At 45.8% G+C, this 25,062-nt stretch carries 23 protein-coding genes and 1 pseudogene; 13 read left to right on the top strand and 11 right to left on the bottom strand.

All coding sequences use genetic code 11. From position 1 onward, the window contains the following. Positions 1–165 precede the first annotated feature (165 nt). Entirely contained in the window at positions 166–540 is a 375-nt protein-coding gene (locus tag D0A37_RS09790) for a hypothetical protein (protein WP_242723634.1), read from the top strand. A gap of 106 nt (positions 541–646) precedes the next feature. On the opposite strand, the gene D0A37_RS09785 is transcribed toward D0A37_RS09790, so the two are convergent. Further along, on the bottom strand, positions 647–916 hold the full coding sequence (locus tag D0A37_RS09785) for a hypothetical protein (RefSeq protein WP_190660572.1): 270 nt from the start codon (positions 914–916) through the stop codon (positions 647–649). Positions 917–1,135: 219 nt separating this feature from the next. Between D0A37_RS09785 and D0A37_RS09780 the strand changes: the two genes are divergently transcribed. From D0A37_RS09780 to D0A37_RS09770, 3 genes are all read left to right on the top strand, one after another. Then, positions 1,136–2,359, top strand: a complete 1,224-nt coding sequence (locus tag D0A37_RS09780) for a hypothetical protein (RefSeq protein ID WP_242723630.1) — start codon at positions 1,136–1,138, stop codon at positions 2,357–2,359. Positions 2,360–2,369: 10 nt separating this feature from the next. Beyond that, a complete protein-coding gene (locus D0A37_RS09775; RefSeq protein ID WP_242723628.1) occupies positions 2,370–2,603 on the top strand; it encodes a hypothetical protein in 234 nt (77 codons plus the stop codon). Between the two features lie 168 nt (positions 2,604–2,771). After that, complete coding sequence (locus D0A37_RS09770) at positions 2,772–3,413, top strand: restriction endonuclease subunit R (RefSeq protein ID WP_242723626.1); 642 nt, start codon at positions 2,772–2,774, stop codon at positions 3,411–3,413. A 185-nt stretch (positions 3,414–3,598) separates the two neighbouring features. On the opposite strand, the gene D0A37_RS09765 is transcribed toward D0A37_RS09770, so the two are convergent. The 3 genes from D0A37_RS09765 to D0A37_RS09755 all read right to left on the bottom strand — a co-directional run bounded on the left by D0A37_RS09765 (position 3,599) and on the right by D0A37_RS09755 (position 5,958). Next, the gene (locus D0A37_RS09765) at positions 3,599–3,934 is read right to left on the bottom strand and encodes a ribulose bisphosphate carboxylase small subunit (RefSeq protein WP_006632945.1); all 336 of its coding nucleotides are present in this window, start codon (positions 3,932–3,934) and stop codon (positions 3,599–3,601) included. 45 nt (positions 3,935–3,979) lie between these two features. After that, entirely contained in the window at positions 3,980–4,390 is a 411-nt protein-coding gene (gene rcbX / locus D0A37_RS09760) for a RuBisCO chaperone RbcX (RefSeq protein ID WP_006632944.1), read from the bottom strand. Between the two features lie 137 nt (positions 4,391–4,527). Further along, positions 4,528–5,958: a form I ribulose bisphosphate carboxylase large subunit gene (locus D0A37_RS09755; protein ID WP_242723624.1), complete on the bottom strand. Its 1,431-nt coding sequence runs from the start codon at positions 5,956–5,958 to the stop codon at positions 4,528–4,530. Between the two features lie 631 nt (positions 5,959–6,589). On the opposite strand from D0A37_RS09755, the gene D0A37_RS09750 reads away from it, so the two are divergent. The 4 genes from D0A37_RS09750 (at position 6,590) to panB (ending at position 13,144) form a co-directional block, all read left to right on the top strand. Further along, positions 6,590–8,347, top strand: coding sequence for a serine/threonine protein kinase (locus tag D0A37_RS09750; protein WP_242723622.1), 1,758 nt, complete (start codon positions 6,590–6,592; stop codon positions 8,345–8,347). A 119-nt stretch (positions 8,348–8,466) separates the two neighbouring features. Then, positions 8,467–9,759 (top strand): ATP-binding protein, encoded by a 1,293-nt coding sequence (locus D0A37_RS09745; RefSeq protein WP_242723620.1) that lies wholly within the window; start codon positions 8,467–8,469, stop codon positions 9,757–9,759. A gap of 267 nt (positions 9,760–10,026) precedes the next feature. Continuing rightward, on the top strand, positions 10,027–12,078 hold the full coding sequence (locus tag D0A37_RS09740; protein WP_242723618.1) for a tetratricopeptide repeat protein: 2,052 nt from the start codon (positions 10,027–10,029) through the stop codon (positions 12,076–12,078). Positions 12,079–12,367: 289 nt separating this feature from the next. Continuing rightward, positions 12,368–13,144, top strand: a complete 777-nt coding sequence (gene panB, locus D0A37_RS09735) for a 3-methyl-2-oxobutanoate hydroxymethyltransferase (protein WP_242723616.1) — start codon at positions 12,368–12,370, stop codon at positions 13,142–13,144. Between the two features lie 61 nt (positions 13,145–13,205). Here panB and tatA read toward each other — a convergent pair whose 3' ends face one another. Continuing rightward, entirely contained in the window at positions 13,206–13,397 is a 192-nt protein-coding gene (gene tatA, locus D0A37_RS09730; protein ID WP_190734631.1) for a twin-arginine translocase TatA/TatE family subunit, read from the bottom strand. Positions 13,398–13,525: 128 nt separating this feature from the next. On the opposite strand from tatA, the gene D0A37_RS09725 reads away from it, so the two are divergent. From D0A37_RS09725 to D0A37_RS09710, 4 genes and pseudogenes are all read left to right on the top strand, one after another. Further along, positions 13,526–14,263 (top strand): phycocyanobilin:ferredoxin oxidoreductase, encoded by a 738-nt coding sequence (locus tag D0A37_RS09725; RefSeq protein WP_242723614.1) that lies wholly within the window; start codon positions 13,526–13,528, stop codon positions 14,261–14,263. 286 nt (positions 14,264–14,549) lie between these two features. After that, a complete protein-coding gene (locus tag D0A37_RS29430; RefSeq protein ID WP_445242546.1) occupies positions 14,550–14,819 on the top strand; it encodes a transposase in 270 nt (89 codons plus the stop codon). After that, positions 14,819–15,103: a transposase gene (locus D0A37_RS09720; protein WP_242723612.1), complete on the top strand. Its 285-nt coding sequence runs from the start codon at positions 14,819–14,821 to the stop codon at positions 15,101–15,103. The genes D0A37_RS29430 and D0A37_RS09720 overlap by 1 nt, the downstream gene beginning before the upstream one ends. 343 nt (positions 15,104–15,446) lie before the next feature. Beyond that, positions 15,447–16,169: pseudogene (locus tag D0A37_RS09710) on the top strand (DevA family ABC transporter ATP-binding protein). A gap of 17 nt (positions 16,170–16,186) precedes the next feature. On the opposite strand, the gene D0A37_RS09705 reads toward D0A37_RS09710, so the two are convergent. Continuing rightward, a complete protein-coding gene (locus tag D0A37_RS09705) occupies positions 16,187–17,098 on the bottom strand; it encodes a hypothetical protein (RefSeq protein ID WP_242723610.1) in 912 nt (303 codons plus the stop codon). Positions 17,099–17,387: 289 nt separating this feature from the next. Further along, complete coding sequence (locus D0A37_RS09700) at positions 17,388–17,657, bottom strand: hypothetical protein (protein ID WP_242723608.1); 270 nt, start codon at positions 17,655–17,657, stop codon at positions 17,388–17,390. On the opposite strand from D0A37_RS09700, the gene dnaX reads away from it, so the two are divergent. Then, positions 17,637–20,984 (top strand): DNA polymerase III subunit gamma/tau, encoded by a 3,348-nt coding sequence (gene dnaX, locus D0A37_RS09695; protein ID WP_242723606.1) that lies wholly within the window; start codon positions 17,637–17,639, stop codon positions 20,982–20,984. The genes D0A37_RS09700 and dnaX overlap by 21 nt on opposite strands. A gap of 240 nt (positions 20,985–21,224) precedes the next feature. On the opposite strand, the gene clpX is transcribed toward dnaX, so the two are convergent. The 4 genes from clpX to tig form a co-directional block, all read right to left on the bottom strand. Continuing rightward, on the bottom strand, positions 21,225–22,568 hold the full coding sequence (clpX, locus tag D0A37_RS09690) for an ATP-dependent protease ATP-binding subunit ClpX (RefSeq protein ID WP_242723604.1): 1,344 nt from the start codon (positions 22,566–22,568) through the stop codon (positions 21,225–21,227). 9 nt (positions 22,569–22,577) lie between these two features. After that, entirely contained in the window at positions 22,578–23,267 is a 690-nt protein-coding gene (gene clpP, locus D0A37_RS09685; RefSeq protein WP_278187177.1) for an ATP-dependent Clp endopeptidase proteolytic subunit ClpP, read from the bottom strand. 273 nt (positions 23,268–23,540) lie between these two features. After that, complete coding sequence (locus D0A37_RS29425; protein ID WP_445242545.1) at positions 23,541–23,606, bottom strand: hypothetical protein; 66 nt, start codon at positions 23,604–23,606, stop codon at positions 23,541–23,543. An 8-nt stretch (positions 23,607–23,614) separates the two neighbouring features. Then, positions 23,615–25,039 carry a trigger factor gene (tig, locus tag D0A37_RS09680; protein ID WP_242723602.1) on the bottom strand — a complete coding sequence of 475 codons (1,425 nt, stop codon included), beginning with the start codon at positions 25,037–25,039 and terminating at the stop codon, positions 23,615–23,617. Positions 25,040–25,062 lie beyond the last annotated feature (23 nt).

Raw genomic sequence — 25,062 nt, 5'->3', positions numbered from 1 at the left:
TCAACCCTCGTCGGACTCCGCTATGAGACGGGGGTTGAAACCACATTGAACTATTGCACCAGTCATAAAATTCAAACAATCAATCCCAACCCAAAGAAAAAAATGCTATAATATCAACTTTAATTGCTAAACTTATCCCGCCAGCAGAGAACACAGGAAAATAATATGGTGATTATTACCTCACAACAAATTGCCCAATTTCGCTCACAATTAGCCGAATATCCCGAAGCCCTAAAAGCCCTAGACGCAATCGAAGATTGCGAAGGCAACATCGAAGATGCAGCGATATCTCTAGCAATTCAAGCCGGACAAGAACCGAATATATCAGAAAATTGGTTAGACGGATTAGCCAAAAGATGCCGCGTTGCTATCTGCAAATCCGAGGTTAAAGAAGAGTTGACAAACGGACAATTGAATGCAGCCTTTAGAGATTTAGTTGCCGCAAAAATTTGCCCTGATATTTTGGTGACTTCGGTGATTATTTATGTATTTAAAACTGGGGTGAATGAGTTTTGCGAGCCTCTCGAATATCAACTGTAAAGCCATCGATGCAGTTAAAAATTAGGTAAAGCAAAGCTATCCAGAAGGGTAGGGAATCGCCCTCATTTCTCAAAACATGATACAACGAGGCGATCGCACTTTTTCTCTACCCCTTTGCACTACTGTACCCAGCCGGCCTCAAATCCGGCGACAAACCCAAAGATTTCCCCAGCAAACGAGCAAGTTGCACTAAAAAATTAGCAGTATCTTCGTCACCTTCGCGCGCCATAGAAGCCGATATCTGGATTAGCATTTGCACAAATCCCGCATCAATTAAATCGGAACAGGAACTCAAAACCTCTGGTTCTTGGCCGTTGGGACAGGTAAGCACTCGCTCGATTAAGTTCAAATAAGCCTCTTGGCGTTCTGGATTCATTTTGGCAGGAGCTTTACAGTAAATAATTTATTATTACGTTTAACTCAGTCCTGTCAATCAGGCGATCGAATAAGCGATCCCCGTTTTGACTCTAGGAACTCCATTCAGTCGGGAATAGACAGAAGCTTAAAGAAAATCTTAAGTTTCTCACTGCTAGTTTAGTCGAGGTAAGATGCTCTTCGTCGCACCTTACTATTACGGGAATTAAGAATATACAAAATGAAAATAGGAATATTTTTAGGAAATCTAGGAAACCCCGCCATCTACTATCCCAAACTCGCCACAATTACTGGCGGAGTCGCGGCGAGTATTTTTCTTTGCCAATTATTGCAATGGCAATCACAAAAGTCCAACTCTGCCGAATGGGTAAAAACTAACAGCAGCGAAATTGAAAAAGCTACCGGCTTAAATCACGAAGAACAAGAACTCGCGAGACGCCTGCTCAAAGTGCGATCGCTCCTGAAAGAAAAATTAACAAATCCCAACACGGACACCCTAGAACTCTGGGCGGACATTGATGCTTTCGAGGAAAAACTTAATAACTTTTGGACACCAAATCCGGGAGATATTATACCACAGATAAGCCGCGAAACCCACAATCAGGCTATAGAAATAATCCCCGAAACATCACCCCCAAATCATGCAGTTAAAACCGACAAATTTTTCGGGCAACCTCGCCAGCAAATAGCCGTTGCTGTCACGCCTCATTACCGATTTAGCGGCCCTTGGAACTCCCAAGAAGAACTGCACAACTTTCAGCGAGCCTTAGAAGAATATGCCAAAGAACGTAATTTATGGTTTGGCAATCCTTCTGGCTGGGCATTTAAAGTTATTGACAGCATGACAAAAGGCTTAACCTCGCCTTTTTGGGAGGAATTTATCGCCGGAATTCCGTTAGGAGAAAGTCAGAAAGTCAAGCGGGATTGGGAAATCGAGCCGGAAGTGCCTTATCCTGCTTTTGAAGAGGAGCGAATTCAGTATTACGTCCACAAAGGCGAACCGCTGGAAGCAGCAGTCTCTAAAGCCCGTGCTGACTTGAGAAACCCGGTTTTGGGCAAAGATTTGTGGGAGGGATTTTTGCGAAAGTGCGATCGCCTTGCCGATGATGCACTCAAAGCAAAACAGCAGGGAGTTGACACACCATATCTGCCCTCTTCCTTCAACGAAAAACCGCAAATTACCAAGGATAGCGTAATGCGGAAGTTAGGGGCGATCGCGCCTCAGTTTGCCTTAAATCAATCCCTATGTGAAATAGTCCCTGAACCGCCAAACATCGAACTAAAAGAGCCACCAACCGCCGCCGAAATCCCCAGTATTTCCTCTTTGCAAAAAGCTTACAAAACTCCTCTCGGCCGAAGTATAGTTGAAAAACAAATCGCTGCAAACCCCGACTGGGGCTACGAAATAGTTGACGGCGAAATAGTCGAATCAATCCCTTTTTAATGAGGCTGATATGAAAGGAATTAGCGATATCAATCCGCTGGGAGAAGAGCGACCCAATCCTTCTAAGGAAGAGAGAAAAAAACTGCGGGAGGAAAGGTTGCAGCGAGAAAGAGATGAAGCATATCAAATGTTAGTTGAACTCTGCAATTTGGGCGAATATGACATGGCCCAGCAGCTAGCAAATCGACATTTTAATTGGGGTTATGAAATAGTTGATGGAATTGTGATGGAAAGGATAGATTAGGTTCGCAGTTATCCCATTTGTCACTTTCATGGGCGGGCAAGATGCCCGCCCCACAAAAAATTTAATATGTCGTGGAACAGGCATCTTGCCTGTTCCTAAGAATGGTACAAATTGACTATCACAATCTCTATGTTAGAATTCTAATTAAAACTTAAATAACTATCACACATGACAACAACTATTAACGCCAAAAATATAACGCTCGGTGAAGTCAGTCAATTTTTGAAATTCCAAGAGCAGCTTAATAATGACACGTACACAAATTTTTTATCCTTAGAATCCTTAACAGAGATAGAACAGTTAGAACTCGCCCAAATCCGCAACGATTTTCGCGAATACCTCTCAGTGGAAAGAGTCTCTGAAGGACTGGTACAAGCTTTAACTACGTTTCCCTTAATGCGATTGGCTGGCTTCTACCGCCGCCCAATCAAGATGAGTCTAGAACAAGACATTGCTAACATAACTATAGAAGATGAAGACACAACGATTACAGGCAGATTTGACATTTTAGCAATCAATAAAGAGAAACAAATTGCCGCTGATATACCATTTTGGATTTTAGTAATAGAATCTAAAAATTGTCTAATTGCTCCCCGCGCTGGCTTGCCCCAACTTCTAACTTACGCCTCTAAAAGTTTAGAATATCAAGAGTCTGTTTGGGGATTGGCAACTAGCGGAGAGTTTTATCAGTTTGTCAATATCCGCAGAGGAAATCCCCCAACCTATCAGCTAATGCCCTTTCTGACTTTGATGGAGCCCGAACCTTCAATTTTGTTGCTGCAAGTTTTAAAAGCTATTTGCAAACTATAGCAAACGGAAGAAGAAGGACTTGCATTTCTTACTACGAACCTAAAAAAAGAGACTGGGAATATTCCCAGCCTCAAATTTTATACCAAATCTCCCTTTATTTATTCAGTCTCGCGTTGCGCGGACGAAAGTTTGTGTACTCGCGTTGCTAGCGATTTCAATCGCCGAGTAATAAAGGGGGTAACTTTTTAGTAGCCTCTGGTGTTAGGCTTGTGGACGATGAAGCTCAGCACTTGGCACTGCTTCACGTTGTCAAAACCCATGACGCGGATGTAGCAACTAGGATTATCTTGACGGCAAGCTTGAACTTCTGTCATGATTTCTTGGACGCTGCGAGCACCAAACAAAGGCAGCTTCCACAGAGTCCAATAGCGCATTTCAGCGGCAGAGGTTTCGTTGAATTCTACGCCGGGAATGTAGCCTTGATCCAGGATGTACTGGAGTTGCTTGGCAATTTGCGCGTCTGTCAGGGGGGGCAAATAGGACAGAGTTTCGTAACGACGCTCTTTAGGTAAAGTCTTCATTTTTTGTATCTCTAAGGTGTGTGTTCGATCGCACTTGTCGATCGATTAACTCGACAAATTATCCAGATTCGGTTCAGAATCTATTGATGTTTCAGGATTACTGCTAGGAACAGACCAATTAAGTTGCGTAGTTCGCTCTAAATGCTGGCGTCTGTGTTCCATATTCGCCTGTTGAATGTTAGTGCGAACCATTTCAGGCAAAAAATCTGTCACATCCTGGGCCAGAGATTCTCGCACAGTCATGATCCGAAATCCCAAATCTTGATTTTCCAACAACAATTCTTGAATGTAAGCTTCTCCATCTTGGATTTTGCCCGTTGAGGAAAAGTTGCTCAACCAGATTGCCACAGGAGGATTGGTCTCGCTCAACTGAGCGACCACAACCCGCACGGATTGATAGGTTAGGTAACTTGCCAGCACCTTAGCGGTGTCTTTCGCAACTTGTTTGAGATCCATTTTTGACCCCAGCCCCCTCAAATTTTAGATTTTGGATTTTAGATTTTGGATGCAAACTTACAAGTAAATCTTCTTCAAAGATAAAGACTTCCCAGCAAGTTTGCGACCTAAAACCTAAAATCTCAAACCCAAAATCATCAAACGGTATCCATTGCCTCGAACTCAAACTTGATTTCTTTCCAGAGTTCGCAAGCAACAGCCAGTTCAGGAGACCATTTGCAAGCTTCGCGGATCACGTCGCCGCCTTCGCGCATCAAGTTGCGACCTTCGTTACGAGCTTGGACGCAAGCTTCCAAAGCAACGCGGTTAGCAGTTGCACCAGGTGCGTTACCCCAAGGGTGGCCCAAGGTGCCGCCGCCGAACTGCAAGCAGGAGTCGTCGCCGAAGATTTCCACCAAAGCCGGCATGTGCCAGATGTGGATACCACCAGAAGCAACCGGCATGACACCGGGCATGGAGGCCCAATCTTGGGTGAAGTAAATACCGCGAGCGCGGTCTTCTTCGATGTGGTCTTCGCGCATCAAGTCTACGAAGCCCATCGTGATGCCTTTTTCGCCTTCGAGTTTGCCCACAACTGTACCGGAGTGCAGGTGGTCGCCGCCGGACATCCGCAAGCACTTGGCAAGCACGCGGAAGTGGATACCGTGGTTTTTCTGACGGTCAATCACGGCGTGCATGGCGCGGTGAATGTGCAGCAAGATACCGTTGCGGCGGCACCATTTGGCCAAGGTGGTGTTAGCAGTGAAACCACCGGTCAGGTAGTCGTGCATGATGATGGGGGTTTTGATTTCCTTAGCGAACTCAGCCCGCTCCATCATTTCTTCGCAGGTAGGGGCAGTTACGTTGAGGTAGTGACCCTTGACTTCGCCGGTTTCTGCTTGGGCTTTTTCAATAGCTTCTTGAACGAACAAGAAGCGATCGCGCCAGCGCATGAACGGTTGCGAGTTGATGTTTTCGTCGTCTTTGGTGAAGTCCAAACCGCCGCGCAGAACTTCGTAAACGGCACGGCCGTAGTTCTTAGCAGACAGACCCAATTTGGGTTTAATTGTACAGCCCAGCAAAGGACGGCCGTACTTGTTCAATTTGTCCCGCTCAACGGTAATACCGTGAGGAGGGCCTTGGAAGGTTTTCAGGTAAGCAATGGGAACCCGCAAGTCTTCTAACCGCAGAGCGCGCAGGGCTTTGAAACCGAACACGTTACCGACCAAAGAGGTCAGCAAGTTGGTGACGGAACCTTCTTCAAACAAATCCAAAGGATAAGCAATGAAGCAGATGTATTGGTTGTCTTCACCGGGAACTGGCTCGATGTCGTAGCAACGGCCTTTGTAGCGGTCGAGGTCGGTCAGGAGGTCAGTCCAAACAGTCGTCCATGTACCTGTGGAAGATTCAGCAGCCACAGCAGCTCCAGCTTCTTCTGGGGGAACTCCCGGCTGCGGTGTGACGCGGAATGCAGCCAAAATATCTGTATCTTTCGGCGTGTAGTCCGGCGTGTAATACGTTAGTTTATAGTCTTGAACTCCGGCTTTATACCCAGCCTTTGATTGAGTTTGGGTTTGCGCGTAAGCCATATCTCGCTTCCTAGTATTCGCTTAATTTTTTTGCCCGATCGCAGGCTGTTAAAAATATATCAATAAAGTGGCGCTCTGAGATTTTAATATTCTTTTAATCATCATAAGTATTGTTTATTTTGCTTTACATCTGGAAAAGATTTGTAACATATCTTATAAGATGCAAGCTACGAGGGATGCAGGAGGAAAGGCTGGGGATCGCAGAGCCGGCGGGAAAATTTCGCTCGATCGAAATATATTGTGCAGCAAGCGGAACAGCGGATTAATACGGTTTATGTAAAGAATTTAATACTTAAAAATCAGAATTGGTAAGGGGTAATGGGCCAGGGGGAAGTAGTTAGAAATACCTAAAATTGTGGTTGGTAGTTGAGATCGATCTCAACTGCAATCCAGTATGCAATCCCAAATCCCAAATCCCCAATCCCAAATCTAAAATCCCGTGACTCCCAAACTGCCAACTCAAAAATCGACAGGATACCACATAATATGGACAGGACTTGTGCAGCAAGAGCAAGCTCGTTTCTCAAACCAAATCCGTCGTTACAGCCATTTAACCTCGCTGAAAACCGGGTTCCTGCGTTAGCTGCGCGTAAGTCTACTATGGATATTTAGCCCCATTTTTACTCTGGTTGTGCCTCACCCCCCTTCAAAAGCCGTTCACTGCATCAATCCAGATTGCCCAAGGCCCTACCCTCAGACTTGGGGCAACAATTTTTGTCATAGTTGCGGGGCTCCTCTGCGACTAAAAAATCGCTATGTCCCTCTAGAAAGCCTCGGTTCCGGGGGTTTTGCAGCGATTTTCACAGTTTGGGACACAGAAACTCAAACCGATCGCGTCCTGAAAGTGTTGCTCGAAACTTCCGCCAAAGCCCTGAAGCTGTTCGAGCAAGAAGCTTGGGTTTTGACACGTTTGCGGCACCCGGGCGTCCCGAGAGTCGAGCCTGACGGTTATTTTCACGTCCAAACGCAAAATTTTGCAGGTGGCGAGGGAAATCCTGCGGCGAAGCGGCTGCCTTGTTTGGTAATGGAAAAGATTCACGGCAAAACTTTAGAAGAGGTTCTCGACGAGCACCCTCAAGGATGTCCGCAGGAATGGGTGTTTAGTTGGCTGAGTCAAGCTGTGGAAATTTTAGAGGAGTTGCACAGGTGTCAAATTATTCACCGCGACATTAAACCCTCAAATTTGATGCTGCGAGACCCAGAATCGCCCCAAGTTTTGCTAAGCAAGGGTTTGGGCGGACTGCAATTGGTGACGATCGACTTTGGGGGAGTTAAACAAATGGGCGGTGTCGAATCGGTGGGGAAACATTCTCCGAGTTCGACGCGGTTGATTTCGCCCGGGTACAGTCCGCCGGAACAAATTGTGGGCGGCGGTGTGGTGCCGGCAACGGATTTTTATGCCCTGGGGCGGACTTGCATTCACTTGCTGACGGGGAAGTATCCGGCGGAAATTGAAGATCCGATGACGGGAGAGTTGCGGTGGCGCCATATTGTATCTGTGAGTCCGCCTTTGGCGAATTTGTTGGACGATATGGTGCGATCGAATGTGCAGCAGCGTCCGGCGACGGCTGGCGATGTTCGATCGCGTTTGCAGGAGATTTATGCTAGGAGTAACGGCAAAATCGCGATCGCCCCAATCGGTCAAGCTATTTTAGAATTCTGTCGGCAAATAGTGGTGGGGGGGGCGCAAAAAACAGCAAGTTTGACGGTTGTGCTGTTCGGCGCGATCGCCCAAATCGTGGTAGCTTCTCTGGATACAGGCTGGGAAATGGTGCTGGGTGCCGTTGGTGGAAGTGCGGGGGCGATCGGCGGTTTGGTTTTGGGTTATGCTTCGCCTCTAGGCCCGGAAATTGCCAGTTTTCTGAATGAAGGTTTGCAGCAATTAATTCCTAACATGACTTTCGCTGTCGGGCCGGAAGTGCTGCTGTTTGGATTTGCGGGGTTGGGAACTGCGATCGGTTTGACGGATGCGGGGAGTTTTCGCCAGCAAAAACAGTATTGGCTGTCTGGATTGATGGGAGCTCAGGGTTATTTGTTGGCGGGTTTGTGCTGGATGGAAGCAACAGCTTCTAGCGGTGTGCAGGGGGTTATTTTGGGAGCTTTTGCGATCGCCTCTTTGACTGTGGGAATGGGTTTGCGGAGTCATCAATTAGTTCATGCTTTGGTAGTGGCTGTTTTTTCTACGGGAATATTTCTGTTTCTGAATGCTTGGAACATTTTTCCCGGGAGTTTCTTTGGGATTTTGTCACTGTCTAACGTTACCTTCGGCTGGCTGCAAGTTTGGGGCTCTATTGTGTTTTTTGGTTTGTTGGGAAGTGCGATCGGGCTTTGTTTGGGAGTTAGTCATTATTTAGTTGTTCCCGTGCTCAGGTGGTTGGGATGGCGGTAATTATTCCATTGATGATTCGGCGGTTGAAACCGCTTCTACACAAACGAAGCCCGCCTGCGCGGACTAAAGAAAATTAGTTGATAATCATAAATAACATTAAATAGTATCCTCAGAGTGCCATGTCAAAAATATTATTAGAATCATTTCGGACAGCGTATGCAAACATGGAGTTATCGCCGCTGATAACTCCGAAAGAAGTCGAGAACTTCCGAGTAGAATACGGGACAGAAGTGCTTGAAGAATTAGAGCAATTAGTCGAAGATGACCCTTCCGGTAGCGGTAAAATTATTTTTACGGGACATCGCGGTTGCGGTAAGTCTACACTGTTGGCTGAGTTTTGCCGCCAGATGGACGATCGCTATTTTACAGTCTTTTTCTCGATTTCCGACTTGATCGAAATGTCGGATGTTAATCATATCAATATTTTGTTTGCGATCGCAGTTCAGTTGATGGATGCAGCCGAAAAACAGCAAATTCCCATCAAACAATCAATTAAAGAATCATTTTATAACTGGTTTGCCACTAAAACTAAAACAAAAATTGACGAATTGGGCGCCAGCGGATCGGTGGGTTTTAACTTGTTTAAGATGATTCAAGGCAAGTTAAAAGCTGATGCGACGATTCGTGAAGAAATCAAACAAGAGTTTATTCGCAAAGTTTCTGATTTGGTTGCGACAATTAACGAGATTGCGGCGGTAGTTCGAGAAGGCGCGAAAAAAGACATAATCGTGGTGATTGATGACCTGGATAAGTTGGATTTAGGTGTAGTTCGCCAAGTTTATCAAGAACACATTAAAGCGCTTTTCTTGCCAAATTTTAGAATAATTTTAACAACTCCTATTTCGGCGCTGCGAGATGTCTCTTTGGCCGCTACCGTGGAAACGGAAACTAACAATCAAGTCGTGTTTATGCCAGTAACTAAGCTGTTTAAACGCGGGGAAAGCCGGAATGCTGATGCTGTTGCAATGGCGGAACCGGCGGCGAGATTGAAAGAGATTTTAGCTAAACGCTTGGGAAGCGAATTGATCGAACCGGAAACACTCGATCGCGTTGTCGCCTACAGCGGTGGAGTATTGCGAGAATTGATTAGAATTGCAAACGAATGCTGCCGCATTTGTTTGCGGTTGGTGCGACGGAATCCAGAAGCTGCGATTAAAATTAATGCTGAGGTGTTTGAGGAAGCGATTAATAAATTACGGATCGATTTTGATACCCGTTTAGGAACAACTGATTATGAGATGTTGATGGCAACTTACAGAGATTTTAAACCTGCCGACCCGAAAGCACAAGGGTTTTTGGACTTGCTGCATGGGTTATATGTTTTGGAATATCGCAATGGTGTTTTGTGGTACGACATTCACCCGATCGTGCTAGAATTGTTAAAGCAGCGAGATGATTTTCCGCTTGAATAATTTCTTTTATAATCAACAATTAAACTCGGCGTTAAAACGGCGGTTGAAACCGTTAGCAACGCGATCGCACAAACTTTCGTCCCAGCAAAGGGAGACTAAGGTAATGTCTGAGTCCAAAGTCGATCCCCCCTAGCCCCCTTAAGAAGGGGGGGACAAGAGTATTCTCAAAGTCCCCCTTAAGAAGGGGGGGACAAGAGTGTTCTCAAAGTCCCCCTTATTAAGGGGGATTTAGGGGGATCGAGACTTCGATACAAATGACAATTAATTATGTCGAATCTCAACAGTCAAAACCAAGATAATTATGAAGATTTACTCGTGTCAATAGAAGCGGGTAAAGATATTCTCAACTTGCTAATCGCAGTTTGCGATGATAGCGACTGTCGCGATCGCCTGATTTCGGATTATGAAGCAGAACTCGAACCGGATATCCGCCGCTATCGCGTAGAATTGGCGAGGGGTGAACCGAGTTTGCGATCGGCGATCGCCAATTTAGTCGAACAAGAAGCATATTTGCAGCAGCGGGGAAAAGCCGTGATCACCGTGACGGGTGTGGAGAAACTGCGGTTTTTTAAACAATTTGGCGAAAGTCGATCGGAACAAGAAGTGTTTTTTGGTTATTTGCAATGGACGCGGGAAGCATTGCGGGAGTTTCCGTTTTCGATTGTCTTGTGGGTGACGCGACAAATTGAAGTTTTGATTAGCAATGAATCTCCTGATTTTTGGAGTTGGCGGAAAGGTGTGTTTCGCTTTGATACTAAAAAAACTGCGGCTGTTCCCAAAACTGAATTTGAACCGTTTCGAGCCCTAGTTGCAGAGGACGATCGCGAACCGCCGAGTTTGATTCCGCTGGAAGATTTGCGGGATTTAATCGCGCGAACCGAAGAGAAAACAGGACTCCAAGACCCCAGTTTGGCAAGTCTTTATGCCAGTATGGGGAAGATTTATTACAGAAGGATCGAGTCTGGAGAGTGCGAAAAGTTTCAGGATGAGTATGAATTGGCGATCGAGTATTTCAAAAAGGCGATCGCCCTTCAACAAGAGTTAGATGTGGAACTGGCATTATCAAGTAGTTTAAATTACCTCGCCGCACTTTATTATTTCCAAGGAAGGTACTCGGAAGCGGAACCGCTGTATTTGCAAGCATTAGAAATAGGCAGGCGCTCACTCCCAGAAGACCATCCCAGTTTAGCCACTCACCTCAACAATTTAGCCGAACTTTATCGTTCCCAAGGAAGGTACTCGGAAGCGGAAACGCTGTATTTGCAAGGATTAGAAATAGTTAGGTGCTCGATCCCAGAAGACGCTCCCGATTTAGCCATTTACCTCAACAATTTAGCCCAACTTTATCATTCCCAAGGAAGGTACTCGGAAGCGGAACCGCTGTATTTACAAGCAGTGGAAATATTCAGGTGCTCACTCCCAGAAGACCATCCCCGTTTAGCCATTTACCTCAACAATTTAGCCGGGCTTTATGACTCGCAAGGAAGGTACTCGGAAGCGGAACCGCTGTATTTGCAAACAGTGGAAATAGACAGGCGAGCGCTCCCAGAAGACCATCCCAGTTTAGCCAACCACCTCAATAATTTAGCCGGACTTTATCGTTCCCAAGGCAGATACTCGGAAGCAGAACCGCTGTATTTGCAAGCAGTGGAAATAGACAGGCGCTCGCTCCCAGAAGACCATCCCAGTTTAGCCACTCGTCTCAACAATTTAGCCGGACTTTATCGTTCCCAAGGCAGGTACTCGGAAGCAGAACCGCTGTATTTACAAGCATTAGAAATAGACAGGCGAACGCTCCCAAAAGACAATCCGGGTTTAGCCACTCGCCTCAACAATTTAGCCGAACTTTATCGTTCCCAAGGGAGGTACTCGCAAGCGGAACCGCTGTATTTGCAAGCATTAGAAATAGACAGGCGAACGCTCCCAAAAGACCATCCCTGTTTAGCCACTGATATCAACAATTTAGCCGCACTTTATGAATCCCAATGCCGATACTCAGAAGCGGAAACGCTGTATTTGCAAGCATTAGAAATAGACAGGCGCTCGCTCCCAGAAGACCATCCCAGTTTAGCCATTCACATCAACAATTTAGCCGGACTTTATCGTTCCCAAGGCAGGTACTCGGAAGCCGAACCGCTGTGTTTACAAGCTGTGGAAATTTTTCGCAGCAAATTGCCAGAAAACTATCCCAACATTCAGATTGTGTGGGAAAATTATGTTGATCTGTGGCGGGAAGGAATCAGTAAAGGACATTTGACATTTGAGCAATTGGAAAAACACCGTTTCGGGCAACAGTTATTAGCCGAACTTCAGGAATAAATAAAAATATCGCTCTCACTTAGAAATATTGTTAAAATCTATAATATGCAGCCTAAATTATTGATTATTTAGTCGATCGATCGCAGCTTATACCTAGTGCTGAAGCGCATCAGTGCAGGCGTGCATTGAGTTTTTGCTGTTGCGTGAGGCGCTGAATTAATTGGCTCAAGTTTTTGTGACAATTCTTAATCGCCGCGCCTCATATACCCTACAATATGGATTGTATATAATTTGTTATATTTGGTATTATAAGTAATAGCCGGAGATAATATTATATTTTTGCACTAAAATGTCAGTCACTACTCATCAATTAATTCAGTGGAAACAACAAGGGCGGTCAATTGTTGCCCTGACAGCTTATGATTATGCGATCGCCCAACTCATCGATCAAGCAGGCGTAGATATCATCCTAGTCGGCGATTCCCTCGCCATGACAGTCTTAGGCTACGACACAACCCTACCGCTAACCCTCGATGAAATGCTGCACCACGCTAAAGCAGTGCGCCGTGGTGTTAAACAAGCATTAATTGTTGTAGATTTGCCGTTTTTGACTTACCAAGAAAGTCCCCAGCAAGCCATGCACTCGGCCGGGAGAGCTTTGAAAGAAACCGGCGCTCAAGCTGTAAAATTAGAAGGTGGATATCCAGCAATGGCCGCCACAGTTTCGCAGCTAACATCCGCCGGAATTCCGGTGATGGGACACGTGGGTTTAACTCCGCAGTCGGTACACCAACTCGGCTACAAAAAACAAGGGAAAACTGCCGAAGCAGCCGATCGCATCCTAGCAGAGTCGATCGCACTTCAAGAAGCAGGTGCGTTTGCGATCGTCTTAGAACACATTCCCGCCGACTTAGCCGCTCAAATTACCCAAAAATTAACTATTCCCACCATTGGTATCGGCGCCGGGCCGCACTGCGACGGTCAAGTTTTAGTTACTTCCGATTTGTTGGGACTTTCCGAAAAACAGCCGCCTTTTGCCAAAGCTTACGCCAATTTGCGAGAAACGATTACCCAAGCTGTCACAGATTATTCCCTCGAAGTTAGAGAACGCAAATTTCCCGAATAGGTTCTTAGTGAGGGCTTGAGCCCTTAAAAAGCAGGACTAAAATCCTCACTACCAACCTAATTTACACTTTCGGCTGGCCCTCTTCCTCTTTATCCTTCTCAACAGCTTCATCCTCAGATTGACCAACCCCTTCCTTAAAACTCCGCAGCGTTTTCCCCAAAGCATTTCCTAACTCAGGAATCTTCTTGGGGCCGAAAATTAGAATAGCCACCACCGCAACAATGCCCATTTCAGGCAATCCCAGACCAAACATACAAAATCTCCTGTAAAACTTGCTCGATCGTAAGTCAATCTACTGATATTGTTAAAGTATCTACCTTTTTTCCTGCATCTTGCAACAGTAGAATCAAGTTTTATTAAGCTATCCCCCGATAAATAAGAATGTTAGAAATATCCCAGCCTTCTCTGCGCGACCAACAGCACCATCTCATCCGCGATTTAGCAGACCGGATGGAAGCAGTATGGCACCGCTATCTCGACCTCGAACCCTACAACCTGCCCGCTGAGTTGGGATACGTAGAAGGGCGCTTGGAAGGAGAAAAACTGATCATTGAAAACCGCTGCTATCAAACGCCCCAGTTCCGCAAAATACACCTCGAACTCGCTAAAGTCGGGCCAATGCTGGATATCCTGCACTGCGTGATGTTTCCGAGGCCGAATTACGCTTTGCCGATGTTTGGTACGGATATCGTAGCAGGCAAAGGTCAAGTTAGCGCCGCGATCGCAGACCTTTCTCCCCTCAATCCCGATCGAACTTTGTCGGAAACCTACCGAACCCAACTGGAAATTTTGCCGATCAAGCAATTTTCTTGTCCCCGCCAAATTCCCGAATGGGGGGATATTTTCTCAGAATTTTGTCTGTTTGTGCGACCAGAGTCGATCGAAGAAGAAAGCAGATTTCTGGACATAGTTGAATCCTACGTTGAAATTCACTGCAAACAGGCAGTCGCTTCCCAACCAGTCTCTGCCGCCGAAGCATCGAAAATTCTCGACGCTCAAATTTACTACTGCACCCAGCAGCAGCAAAACGACAAAACCCGTCGCATACTCGAAAAAGCTTTCGGTAAAGATTGGGCCGAACATTACATGACCGAGGTGCTTTTTGATATCCCTAAATAGGTAAAATTTGTTTACAATACTTAATAGTAGGTGGGCAAAACTTAATTAGGAAATCACCTACTTTATAGAACCCATTTGACATCTTGCGAGCGATCACATCCTTCTGTTGATCGTCTCAAAGCACGCGATCGCGCCCAAAAGCTATAAGATAATTCAGTTTAAACCGAAACCTGGAAAGGCTTTCAAGTTGGTTTTCCCCGCTCAGGTTTTGAGGTAAAATAGTCATAAAAATACCCTTAAGCTCTCATGTCATCCTAAGCGTAATCTCACAGACGCTGAATGGGAAATTCTTGAACCCATATTACCTCAAATATTACCCATTAAAAAGCCAACTATACCACCTAACTCGACTAAAAAAGAAATCCTAAATGGCATCTTCTATCAACTCAAGAATGGGTGCAATTGGCAAGACTTTCCCAAGGATTTATCCCCATATTCTACCGTCTATTGGTATTACAAGCAATGGCGGTCACAGGGTGTGCTTGAAGAACTGATGAGAGTTTTACATTCTCAAGTTCGTGAGCAGGTCAAAAAAAACCGAAATGGACTAGGTTAATGATTATTGACTCACAAGCTGTAAAAAATACTTGTAATACCCGTATTGCATCGAAAGGGTATTGTTTTTACAAATCAACGAATGGCATTAAAAGACACCTAGCCATTGATACCCTTGGGTTTTCCTTCTTTACTCATTGCAGAAAAGCCCATTTATCAGATGATGCAGGTTTGATTGAGATGTTAAGTAAAAACCTCGATTATTTCAAATCTAAACCCGTGAATATTCCCAAAGTTACCATCTTGTTAGATTGCGGCTATCACCCCCGAACATCTGACTATTGAATTACAGAATATTTATCCACAAATTAGGACTAAAATCCAGTTTGAACTCTCGAAAAAACCATCTAAACAAAAAAAGGAAGCACAGCGCAAGTCAGGATTTGTTCCGGTGGTGGCAAGGTGGATAATTGAACGGTTAAATTCTTGGATGGAAAGGCGCAAAATCCTCGTTAAGAACTTCTAGAGAACTTTAGGTAATGCAACTGCCAAGATAAATCCATGAATCTTTGTTTTATTAGGCTGATGATTAAGAGGCTCGCCTCTTAGATGTCAAATGGGTTCTCTATGAGCCTGGGCTGTTGCTCTATATGGCATTAATTTTATAGTTTTAAATATAGTCATTACTATGAATACTTTACCTGTTGTCTCAATTAAAAATCTCAATCATTCCTTCGGCGAAGGACAACTTGGCAAACATACCTTATTTGATATCAACCTATAAATTTATCCTGGCGAAATCGTTCTGATGACTGAGCCTTCGGGGTCTGGTAAAACAACATTGTTAACCTTGATTGGAGGTTTGCGATCGATCCAAGAAGGTAGTCTGAAAATTCTCCACCAAGAATTGCGGGGAACGCCGAAAAATAAATTAGTTAAAATCCGCCGCGACATCGGCTATATTTTCCAAGGTCACAATTTGCTCAAATGCTTGAGTGCTAGGCAAAATGTGCAAATGTCTTTAGAACTGCACAGCCATCTTTCTCCCCAAGAAACTAATGATAAAATAGAGGGAATGCTGCAAGCTGTAGGCTTGGGAGAAAGAATAGATTATTACCCGGACAGTCTTTCTGGGGGCCAGAAACAAAGAGTTGCGCTCGCCCGGGCATTAGTCAGCCAGCCGAAATTAGTATTAGCAGACGAACCCACAGCAGCACTAGACAGTAAATCAGGTCGAGATGTGGTAGAAATTATGCGAGGTTTGGCCAAAGAACAACACTGCACTATTTTGCTTGTCACCCATGACAACCGCATTTTAGACATCGCCGATCGCATTATTCACATGGAAGACGGCTACCTCGCACAAGACACATCAACAACGGTGACAACCGGCGTTCTTTCGGGAAAATAATATTAACCCACCTAAACTTATTTCCGAGAACCGGGACGCTTTGCTCCTACCTTGGCAGGACTTTTGGTTGCACCTTTGGCTGGAGTTTTAGAACTACTTTTGCCACTTTTTTGACCCTTAGCTCCTACCAATTGGCTATCATTGACATTTGTAGGTCTGCCGGCAGGCGTTCTCGTAGTCCTAAAGGTAACATTCACCCCTTCATTCGACTGTTCCAGCACCAACATCGGCGTCGGCTTGGCTTTTTGATCCCACTCAATATGAACGATGCGACCTTGAATTGTCGGCTGCCAACTGTCGTGGTCGTCTGAAGGACTCAGATAAGTTTCCAAACAGTCAATAATTTGATTAATTGTCGCTGATGTTGCCTGAGTCGGCAGTTTCATCAACTTAATTTGAATCCGAAACAGCACACGTTTTTCTATTTTTACTGCGGGATCGCCAGTTTCGTATTCGATATCAAACATCGAATCCACTTGCCTGCCGCTGCCGGCATTCCCGTTTTTATCTCCCACTGCACCCTGAGTCGGACGCAGGGCAATACTAATTTTTTCTTTGACTTTTACCTTGATCTGGTTGACAATGGCAAAGTGAAAGACTTCTTCCGCCATCCGCATTCTCAGGTAGTCTAAATTAAAGTCTCGCGAGTGGATAAGGTCGGGATTCTTTTCCATCTTTGACATGGTTTCCAGAGCCATTTTGTATTTTTTCTGGAGTTCTCGATTTCTAAACTCCTCAAATTTGAGCTTTTTACTCAAATCGTCGAGTTTTAGCTTGGTAAACACCGCTAAACCGATAAGCAATAACAACAGTAATCCCGACGCTCCCATGAAGAGTTGGTCTGAGGACGGATCTCCGGGTTTAGCCTGTTTAGGTTTGGGAGAGGCTACTGCCAACCTTGGTTCTACAAGGATTATTTGGGTTGACATGGGCTTTTAAAGGGTAAAATTTGACGCTATATTTCTACAGGACTCCAGAGTAGAGCTGGTAGTGCAACTGGATCAACCAACATTGACATCATTCCACCATCATCTTCGTACAACTGGATTTCTGCAACTGGAGCACGCACCCTCTAATTAATACTTTATCTTTAACTGCAAGCAGGTTTCCGAAATATCGGAAAATCCCGCGCTGGCACTGGCAAATAGAAATGGTGAATTGTCTGTAATATATTATACCAATATAGCTAAAAAAATGTTTATTCGGCGGTCTCCGTTTCTAGCAAAATAAAAAGAAATACACATAAATTAATAGTAACTCGGGGAGCCAGCAGCAGAAAACATCAAGGAGAACAGCCGATCGCCCGGACGATCGAGGGGCGGACGTTAGGAGGGTGCTAATTCCTACTGTTGGCTCACGGACGCCGTGCCAGCCGACCGGGCGGCGTGCTGTGAAAGTCGAGCTCTCTTTGCGATCGAACAACGTCTCCTTAGCTAAGATTACAGCTAATACCACCAATATTCGATCGTGACCTACGAACCCCTGCATCACAAATATCGCCCTCAGACATTTGCCGAATTAGTCGGTCAAGAGGCGATCGCCCAAACCCTCACCAGCGCCATCCTACAAGAGCGCATAGCACCAGCATATCTATTCACCGGCCCCAGAGGCACCGGGAAAACCTCTAGTGCCAGAATTTTCGCCAAATCCCTCAACTGTATTTCTACGGATGCCCCCACACCCACACCCTGCGGCAAATGCAACGTTTGCCAAGAAATTGCCCGAGGTTCAACACTAGATGTCATCGAAATCGACGCAGCCAGCAACACGGGAGTAGATAACATTCGGGATTTGATCGAACGAGCTCAATTTGCTCCCGTACAGTGCCGCTATAAAGTATATGTAATAGACGAGTGTTTGACCGGTGATTCTCAGGTAAAAACTAGCGAAGGTCTGATGCGGATCGACAATCCCAACATCAAAGGAAAACAAGTTCTCAGCTATAACGAAACTTCAGAAGTTTGGGAATTTAAAAAAGTTTTGAGGTGGTTAGACCGAGGGGAGAAACAAACACTGGTGATTAAAACCGCCAACCGAGAAATTAGATGTACTGGCAATCATCCAATCAGGACAGAACAGGGATGGATACGAGCAAAAGACGTAAAAGAAGGAGTGAAGATACTATCCCCTGTGAATGTGGGTGCGGCACCGTCATTCACAAAATTGGAACAGATGGACGCTTGCGGAGATTTGCCAGAGGACATCAATTTTACGGGAATACCTACGGACAAAAATCCTACGACTTTGCCTCTATTCTCGAACAGGCTCAAGCCATCCGACCTCTCTGTGCGTGTGGCTGTGGAGAACAACTCGAAATACCAGACTTTTTACAAAAAAAAGGCAAAGGGATTAAGAGTATTCAGTCTAATTGGCAGCGACATCCGTATAAAAAAGGACATGGACTTTGGGATGCAAGAACGGAAAAGTTCTTGGCAAATGCCGAAGTTTTGCAACCAGAAACACTCGGACTCATCTACGGAACATTGCTTGGAGACGGTTTTATCACCTACCCAAATAAATATAGCCGATTTCCAAGATTGGGCTGGACACACGGAGAAAAGCAGCGGGAATGGTTGGAATACAAAGCTTCTTGCCTTTCGACACTGCGACCAAAGTTACGAGTTACACCTAACCGAGGATACGGAAATATATCAGTCTGTTGCAATACAGCCTGCCATCCCCAACTTAGAGATGTCTTTGACGCTGTTAAACCCAACGGAAACGGAAAATACGTCACAATGGATTGGCTCGATCGCGTCACTCCAGAAGGACTTGCTTGGTGGTACATGGATGATGGCTCGCTCAGCATTTCCCCAGAAGGAAGTCCAAGCATCCAAATTCATACAGAAGGATATTCTAGGGCAGAAAACCAACTCCTTGCCACTTGGCTCACAGGTTTGGGATACCCAACAACAACTAAATTTTACAGAAGGTCTAACACCTGTAAAACCTACGACTACATACACATGGGTGCTGAAACCAGTAGAAAATGGGTATCAGACTTTAAAAAGTATTCAATCCCTTCAATGGATTACAAGTTTGGAGACAGTCGAATCTGTAAAAGTCGCTGGGGTCGAGAGAGTTTATGATATTGAAGTAGAAGACAACCACAATTTTGTGGCTAACTGTCTTCTGGTTCATAATTGCCATATGCTAAGCACCCAGGCATTCAACTCTCTACTCAAAACATTAGAAGAACCGCCCGATCGCGTTGTATTTGTACTCGCAACAACCGACCCACAAAGAGTATTACCAACTATTATTTCTCGTTGCCAAAAGTTCGATTTCCGCCGCATCCCCCTCGATGCAATGATTGCTCACTTGCACAAAATTGCCCAATTAGAAAATATCAATATTGCCAGCGATGCAGTACAAATGGTCGCTCAAATCGCCCAAGGAGGTCTGCGAGATGCCGAAAGTTTGCTCGACCAACTAAGCTTATTTCAGCGTGAAGTAACAGTCGAAAAAGTTTGGGATTTAGTCGGTGCAGTCCCGGAAAACGACTTAATGGATTTGCTGCAAGCTATTGATACAGATAACGCTACAGCACTAATAGACATGACCCGCCACCTCATGGATCGCGGTCGGGAACCGCTAATTGTGCTGCAAAGTCTCGCGAGTTTTTACCGAGATTTACTAATAGCCAAAGCTGCACCAAAGCGGTCAGATTTAGTAGCTTTAACATCGGCAACTTGGGAAAAACTGGGGGATTTTGCCCGCAATTGGGATGCCGAGTTGATTTTGGCAGGTCAGAAACATTTGCAAACCCACGAAGTGCAAATTAAAAACACTACTCAGCCGCGTTTGTGGCTGGAAGTAACGCTATTGGGATTGTTGCCCTCAGCAATTAGAACTCAGCAGCAAACAACAGCCGAACCAGCTAAAAATATTACTCCATCACAAATTCACCCCTCCCAACCCCCCCTTGCTAAGGGGGGGAGTCAGATATCTAATATTGAACAATCTTCAGTTTCCAATTCGCAAAATCCTCCGCCTCAGTCGCCGCCTGTGGCTAATCGAATAGAAAGCACACCTCCTGCTGCGATTCCCGCACCTGTACCAACTGCTGAAACGAATCAAACAAATTATTCACCGACTAATTCAGCCGATGAAATCGATTTAAATCGAGTGTGGGAACAGGTACTTGAGCGCGTGCGGCCGCATGGAACTCAATCGCTGCTTCGCCAACATGGACAGCTAGTAATTTTTAGCAATAATACTGCTCATGTTAAGATTAGTTCGCAGCCGTTGCTCAATATGGTTAAAGACAAAGTAGCTAATATTGAAGAAGCTTTTTTGCAAGTTTTTAACCGTCGAGTAACAGTAAAAGTCGGCTTGACAAATCCCGCTGAAACTAATAGTTCCCGCGCCAAGGATTTGCCTACTTCTAACGGACGTGTTGGCGAAAATCCTAGGAATTCTCATCCTGTGAGTGATGCGGGCCAACAGGTGCAGAAGTCGGCGGATGCTGAGATTACAGATGATTTTTTGGGGAAGGGTGGAGAAGAACAAAAACACCCGCCAGCGCCTGAAAATACCGCCGTTAATGTGCCGGCAATTTCTGAATCGCGATCGCCCACCAACGGTTCTACCGACTCTCAAAATGACTTTAACGCTCAGGCTATAGCGGTGCGTGATGACGCTCAATATGTCGCGAATACGGCTAGGCAATTGGCTGATATGTTTGACGGGGAAGTAGTCGATTTGTCTGATGACTTGGAGATTTGGGAATCGGAAACTTTTAGATTGGAATCTGAACCGGATTTTCCCGAGTTATCTTCTGAGTTAGGTGAGGATGATTTTATAGATTGGTAAGTATAGCAATCCTTGCAGGAGTCGTAAATTTTTTACCCCACCCCAACCCTCCCCGAACCCGCGGGGAGGGAGTAAGAAATCACAAATGATGCGATGATTGCTATAGATCACTAAAAAAAACCGAGAAACCCGGTTTTTTTAGTAAGGGCGCTGCTAAGAGTGGCCGCCCTTCCAGGTTTCTTAATACCCTAAAAGTTTTAGGTTGAATTAGAGTCACCTAGTGATTGTGAATATCTACTTTTAAGCTGACTCTGGCTTGGGCAGCGAAGACGGAAGTACCAACAACTCGGCGGTTGATCGCTTCTCTACCATCTCCTTAGTAATCGTACACCGGGCAACATCCTTGCGCGACGGCAACTCGTACATCACATCCAACATCAATTCTTCGACAATTCCCCGCAGCGCCCGCGCTCCAGTTTTGCGGCGGTATGCTTCCTGGGCGATCGCCCGAATCGCATCCGGCTTAAAGTCCAACTGCACATTATCCATCTTCAGCAGCTTTTGATACTGCTTAACCAAAGCATTTCGGGGCTCCGTCAAAATCGCCATCAGCGTTTCCTCATCCAGCGGTTCCAACACCGCCGCCACCGGCACCCGCCCAATAAACTCAGGAATCATCCCAAACTTCACCAAATCATCCGGTTCCAGTTGCTTGAGTACATCAGCCGCCCGCTTTTCCTTCGGCTGAGCTTCTCCGGGCTGAATAAAACCCATTGACTTTTTACCCGTTCTCTGCTCTATAACTTTTTCCAGACCGACAAAAGCGCCGCCGCAGATAAACATGATATTGCTGGTATCAATTTGGATGCAGTCTTGATAGGGATGCTTGCGGCCACCTTGGGGAGGTACATTGGCGATCGTCCCCTCCAGCATTTTCAGCAGCGCCTGCTGCACCCCTTCTCCCGACACATCCCGCGTAATCGAAGGATTTTCACTCTTGCGGGCTATTTTGTCAATTTCATCAATATAAATAATGCCGCGCTGCGCCTCTTCCACGTCCATATCTGCCACTTGCAGCAACCGCAGCAAAATATTTTCCACATCTTCCCCGACATAGCCTGCTTCCGTCAGCGTCGTCGCGTCAGCCACCGCAAAGGGCACGTCCAGCATATCCGCCAACGTCTGAGCCAGGAGAGTTTTTCCGCAGCCCGTCGGCCCGATTAACAAAATATTCGATTTTTGCAGTTCTACTTCTTCCGGCGGGTGCTTGCCACTATTTTTGGCATGGATAAAGCTCAGGCGCTTGTAGTGGTTGTAAACTGCCACCGAGAGCACTTTTTTCGCCTCATCTTGCCCGATCGCATTTTCGTCGAGGTAATTTTTAATTTCCCTGGGCTTGGGAATTTGGCTCATCGACATACTTTTGCCCGAGGTAGCGCGGCGCTTTGGCGTCGTTTCCTGCTTCGGGGCCACCGCCGCTGCGGGCACTGCACTCGAGTCAAACAACTCCTCATCTAAAATTTCATTGCACAAGTCAACGCATTCGTCACAGATATACACCCCGGGTCCTGCGATCAACTTGCGTACTTGCTCTTGAGACTTGCCACAAAACGAACATTTTAGATGGGAGTCGTACTTAGACATAACAGCCTCTTAATTCAGTGCAGTGACATTCTCTCCCGCCGCCGGAAGGTTTTCCTTTTCGATAACTCGATCGACCAAACCGTAATTTTTGGCTTCCTCGGCTGACATAAAAAAGTCGCGCTCTGTATCCGCCTCTAATTTGTCGATCGGTTGACCCGTGTGGTGCGCTAGCAGTTGATTCAGCTTACGCTTATGATAAAGGATTTCTTTAGCTTGAATCTCAATATCTACTGCTTGACCTTGAGCGCCTCCAAGCGGCTGGTGAATCATAATCCGGGAACTCGGAAGAGACATCCGCTTACCGTGGGCTCCTGCTGTCAGCAGAAATGCGCCCATACTCGCTGCCAAACCGTAACAAATCGTCACCACATCCGGGCGGATTTGCTGCATTGTGTCATAAATTGCCATGCCCGCCGTCACCGAGCCGCCGGGGGAATTTATGTACATTTGGACATCTTTTTCTGGGTCTTCGGCATCCAGATACAATAGCTGAGCCACTATCGAGTCAGCAACTTCGTCGGTTACGGGAGTTCCTAAAAACACAATTCGCTCCCGCAGCAAGCGCGAGTAAATGTCAAAGGCCCGCTCGCCCATCCCCGACTGTTCTAGTACCATCGGCACTACATTGCTGGGGCTGGAACTGACATCAAAATCGTTATAGCTTGTAATTAGGTAATTGGAAGATTGAGATACAACCATAAGACACCAGTCAAGGATTCTAGACAATTTGCTGCTGCTGATGAAAGCTTTAAATTAAGCCGCCAGCTTTTAACTATTATGCCTCTTCTGAACGGATATCGGGGGAATGGGAAGTTTTGAGTTTTGAGATTGCTTTGTGCGCGACTCGCAAAGCTGGCGCGACTCGCAAGGCTCGCGGAGTGCATGAGTTAAAACACTTACTCGTAAATCAGCGCTGCTTCTAGTGGACACCCCGAGCTTTGAGTAAGGATCAGGCGCACCCGGAGCTTGTAGTTAAGGATCAGGCGCGCCGTTCAACTCACGGTTGATTTCATGCCCGCAATTAGGACATTTGAACACAGTAAGCTCTATTCTTCGCCTACGACTTCCACTTCAACGCTCGTGGCTGCTTCTGCTGAATCTTCAGCGTCTGATTCTTCTGATTCTTCTGATTCTTCTGCTGCAGGAGTCAGAGAGCCTTCAGGTAGGAGTTCGATTGTCCCTTTTTCTTCCAACCATTTCAGGGTTTTTTGTTTGAGCAAGTCTTCTGCTACAAATTCCTGCAACCTTTGGGGGTCAAAATCTCCTTTGGGAAACTGCTTTCTGATTTTTGCTACTTCTGCTGCTAATTCTGCTGGTTCAACAGATAAGGATTCCAGCTTGGCTATTTCTGCCAGAGCTAAATTCTGCTTGAGGCGCTCGATTGCTTCCGGGCGCGAGCGTTCCCGCATCGGGCCCATATTTTCTTCGGTAAACAGTTGGTTGATATCTATGCCGTAATTTTTCAATTGGACGGCTTGTTGATTCAACAAATAATCGATTTCGCGATCGACCATTGTTTCGGGAATTTCCACGTCTATTAGCTGCACGAGGGCTGCTGATATAGCTTTTTCCTTATTTGCTGATGTCTTGTTTTCTTGGTCTGCTTTAAACCGAGTTTCGAGCGATTCGCGCAGTTCTGCTAAAGTTTCAAACTCACTGACTTCTTGGGCAAAGTCGTCGTCCAACTCAGGCAATTCTTTTTCCTTAAGTTCTTTGAGGGTAATCGTAAAGACTGCCGGTTTTCCTGCTAGTTCTTCACTGCTATACTCATCTGGGAACTGCACAGAAACTTCTCTCGTTTCTCCCGGATTCATCCCCATCATGCCTTGGATAAAGCCTGGTACAAACTGATTTTCCGACAATTCTACTTGAAAATCTTCTGCTTGACCGCCGGGAATTTCTGCGGGAGTTTCGCCTTCAGGCGCTTCCGCAAATCTACCGGAGAAATCAACCAAAGCCATGTCTCCTAACTGAGCGGGCCGGCCTTCTACGGGGATTAAAGCAGCTTTGTCCGATCGATATTTTGCCAATACCTCATCTACCTGAGCCTCATCATACTTAGCTTCTTCTGCTTGAAGCTGCAAACCTGTGTACTGACCCATTTTCACTTCTGGTTGTACATCAACCTTTGCCGAAAAAATCAGAGGCTGTTCTGGATCGAACTTAGCTAGTAATTCTTCAAACTCGGTGCGAAGTTCAAAACTGCCAATTGCGGCAATTTTTTCTTGTTCGAGGGCTTTTTGCAGGGAATCATTAATCAAATTTTCCAAAGCCGTCGCCTTCAAGCGAGTCTGGCCTAGGCGCTGTAGCAAAACTTGACGGGGAACTTTGCCTTTGCGGAACCCAGGAATATTAACCTCGCGAGCAAATTGTTTAATTACTTGCTCGTAAGCTTGTTTTGACTTTTCTGACGGTACTTCGATTTCCAGACCAATTTGGCTAGCTGGAAGTTTTTCCTGGGTTACTTTCATCGGCTTTTTTGATATTTAACAAT

This window comes from Microcoleus vaginatus HSN003, from assembly GCF_022701255.1.
In the GTDB taxonomy this organism is placed as follows: domain Bacteria; phylum Cyanobacteriota; class Cyanobacteriia; order Cyanobacteriales; family Microcoleaceae; genus Microcoleus; species Microcoleus vaginatus_B.
The sequence above is the reverse complement of the archived record's forward strand: the minus strand, read 5'-3'. Positions and strand labels throughout refer to the sequence as shown.

Coding starts and splice junctions, on each gene's coding strand:
- D0A37_RS09790 (WP_242723634.1), top strand. CDS start 166: ATGGTGATTATTACCTCACAACAAATTGCCCAATTTCGCTCACAATTA.
- D0A37_RS09785 (WP_190660572.1), bottom strand. CDS start 916: ATGAATCCAGAACGCCAAGAGGCTTATTTGAACTTAATCGAGCGAGTG.
- D0A37_RS09780 (WP_242723630.1), top strand. CDS start 1,136: ATGAAAATAGGAATATTTTTAGGAAATCTAGGAAACCCCGCCATCTAC.
- D0A37_RS09775 (WP_242723628.1), top strand. CDS start 2,370: ATGAAAGGAATTAGCGATATCAATCCGCTGGGAGAAGAGCGACCCAAT.
- D0A37_RS09770 (WP_242723626.1), top strand. CDS start 2,772: ATGACAACAACTATTAACGCCAAAAATATAACGCTCGGTGAAGTCAGT.
- D0A37_RS09765 (WP_006632945.1), bottom strand. CDS start 3,934: ATGAAGACTTTACCTAAAGAGCGTCGTTACGAAACTCTGTCCTATTTG.
- rcbX (WP_006632944.1), bottom strand. CDS start 4,390: ATGGATCTCAAACAAGTTGCGAAAGACACCGCTAAGGTGCTGGCAAGT.
- D0A37_RS09755 (WP_242723624.1), bottom strand. CDS start 5,958: ATGGCTTACGCGCAAACCCAAACTCAATCAAAGGCTGGGTATAAAGCC.
- D0A37_RS09745 (WP_242723620.1), top strand. CDS start 8,467: ATGTCAAAAATATTATTAGAATCATTTCGGACAGCGTATGCAAACATG.
- D0A37_RS09740 (WP_242723618.1), top strand. CDS start 10,027: ATGTCGAATCTCAACAGTCAAAACCAAGATAATTATGAAGATTTACTC.
- panB (WP_242723616.1), top strand. CDS start 12,368: ATGTCAGTCACTACTCATCAATTAATTCAGTGGAAACAACAAGGGCGG.
- tatA (WP_190734631.1), bottom strand. CDS start 13,397: ATGTTTGGTCTGGGATTGCCTGAAATGGGCATTGTTGCGGTGGTGGCT.
- D0A37_RS09725 (WP_242723614.1), top strand. CDS start 13,526: ATGTTAGAAATATCCCAGCCTTCTCTGCGCGACCAACAGCACCATCTC.
- D0A37_RS09720 (WP_242723612.1), top strand. CDS start 14,819: ATGATTATTGACTCACAAGCTGTAAAAAATACTTGTAATACCCGTATT.
- D0A37_RS09705 (WP_242723610.1), bottom strand. CDS start 17,098: ATGTCAACCCAAATAATCCTTGTAGAACCAAGGTTGGCAGTAGCCTCT.
- D0A37_RS09700 (WP_242723608.1), bottom strand. CDS start 17,657: ATGCAGGGGTTCGTAGGTCACGATCGAATATTGGTGGTATTAGCTGTA.
- clpX (WP_242723604.1), bottom strand. CDS start 22,568: ATGTCTAAGTACGACTCCCATCTAAAATGTTCGTTTTGTGGCAAGTCT.
- clpP (WP_278187177.1), bottom strand. CDS start 23,267: ATGGTTGTATCTCAATCTTCCAATTACCTAATTACAAGCTATAACGAT.
- tig (WP_242723602.1), bottom strand. CDS start 25,039: ATGAAAGTAACCCAGGAAAAACTTCCAGCTAGCCAAATTGGTCTGGAA.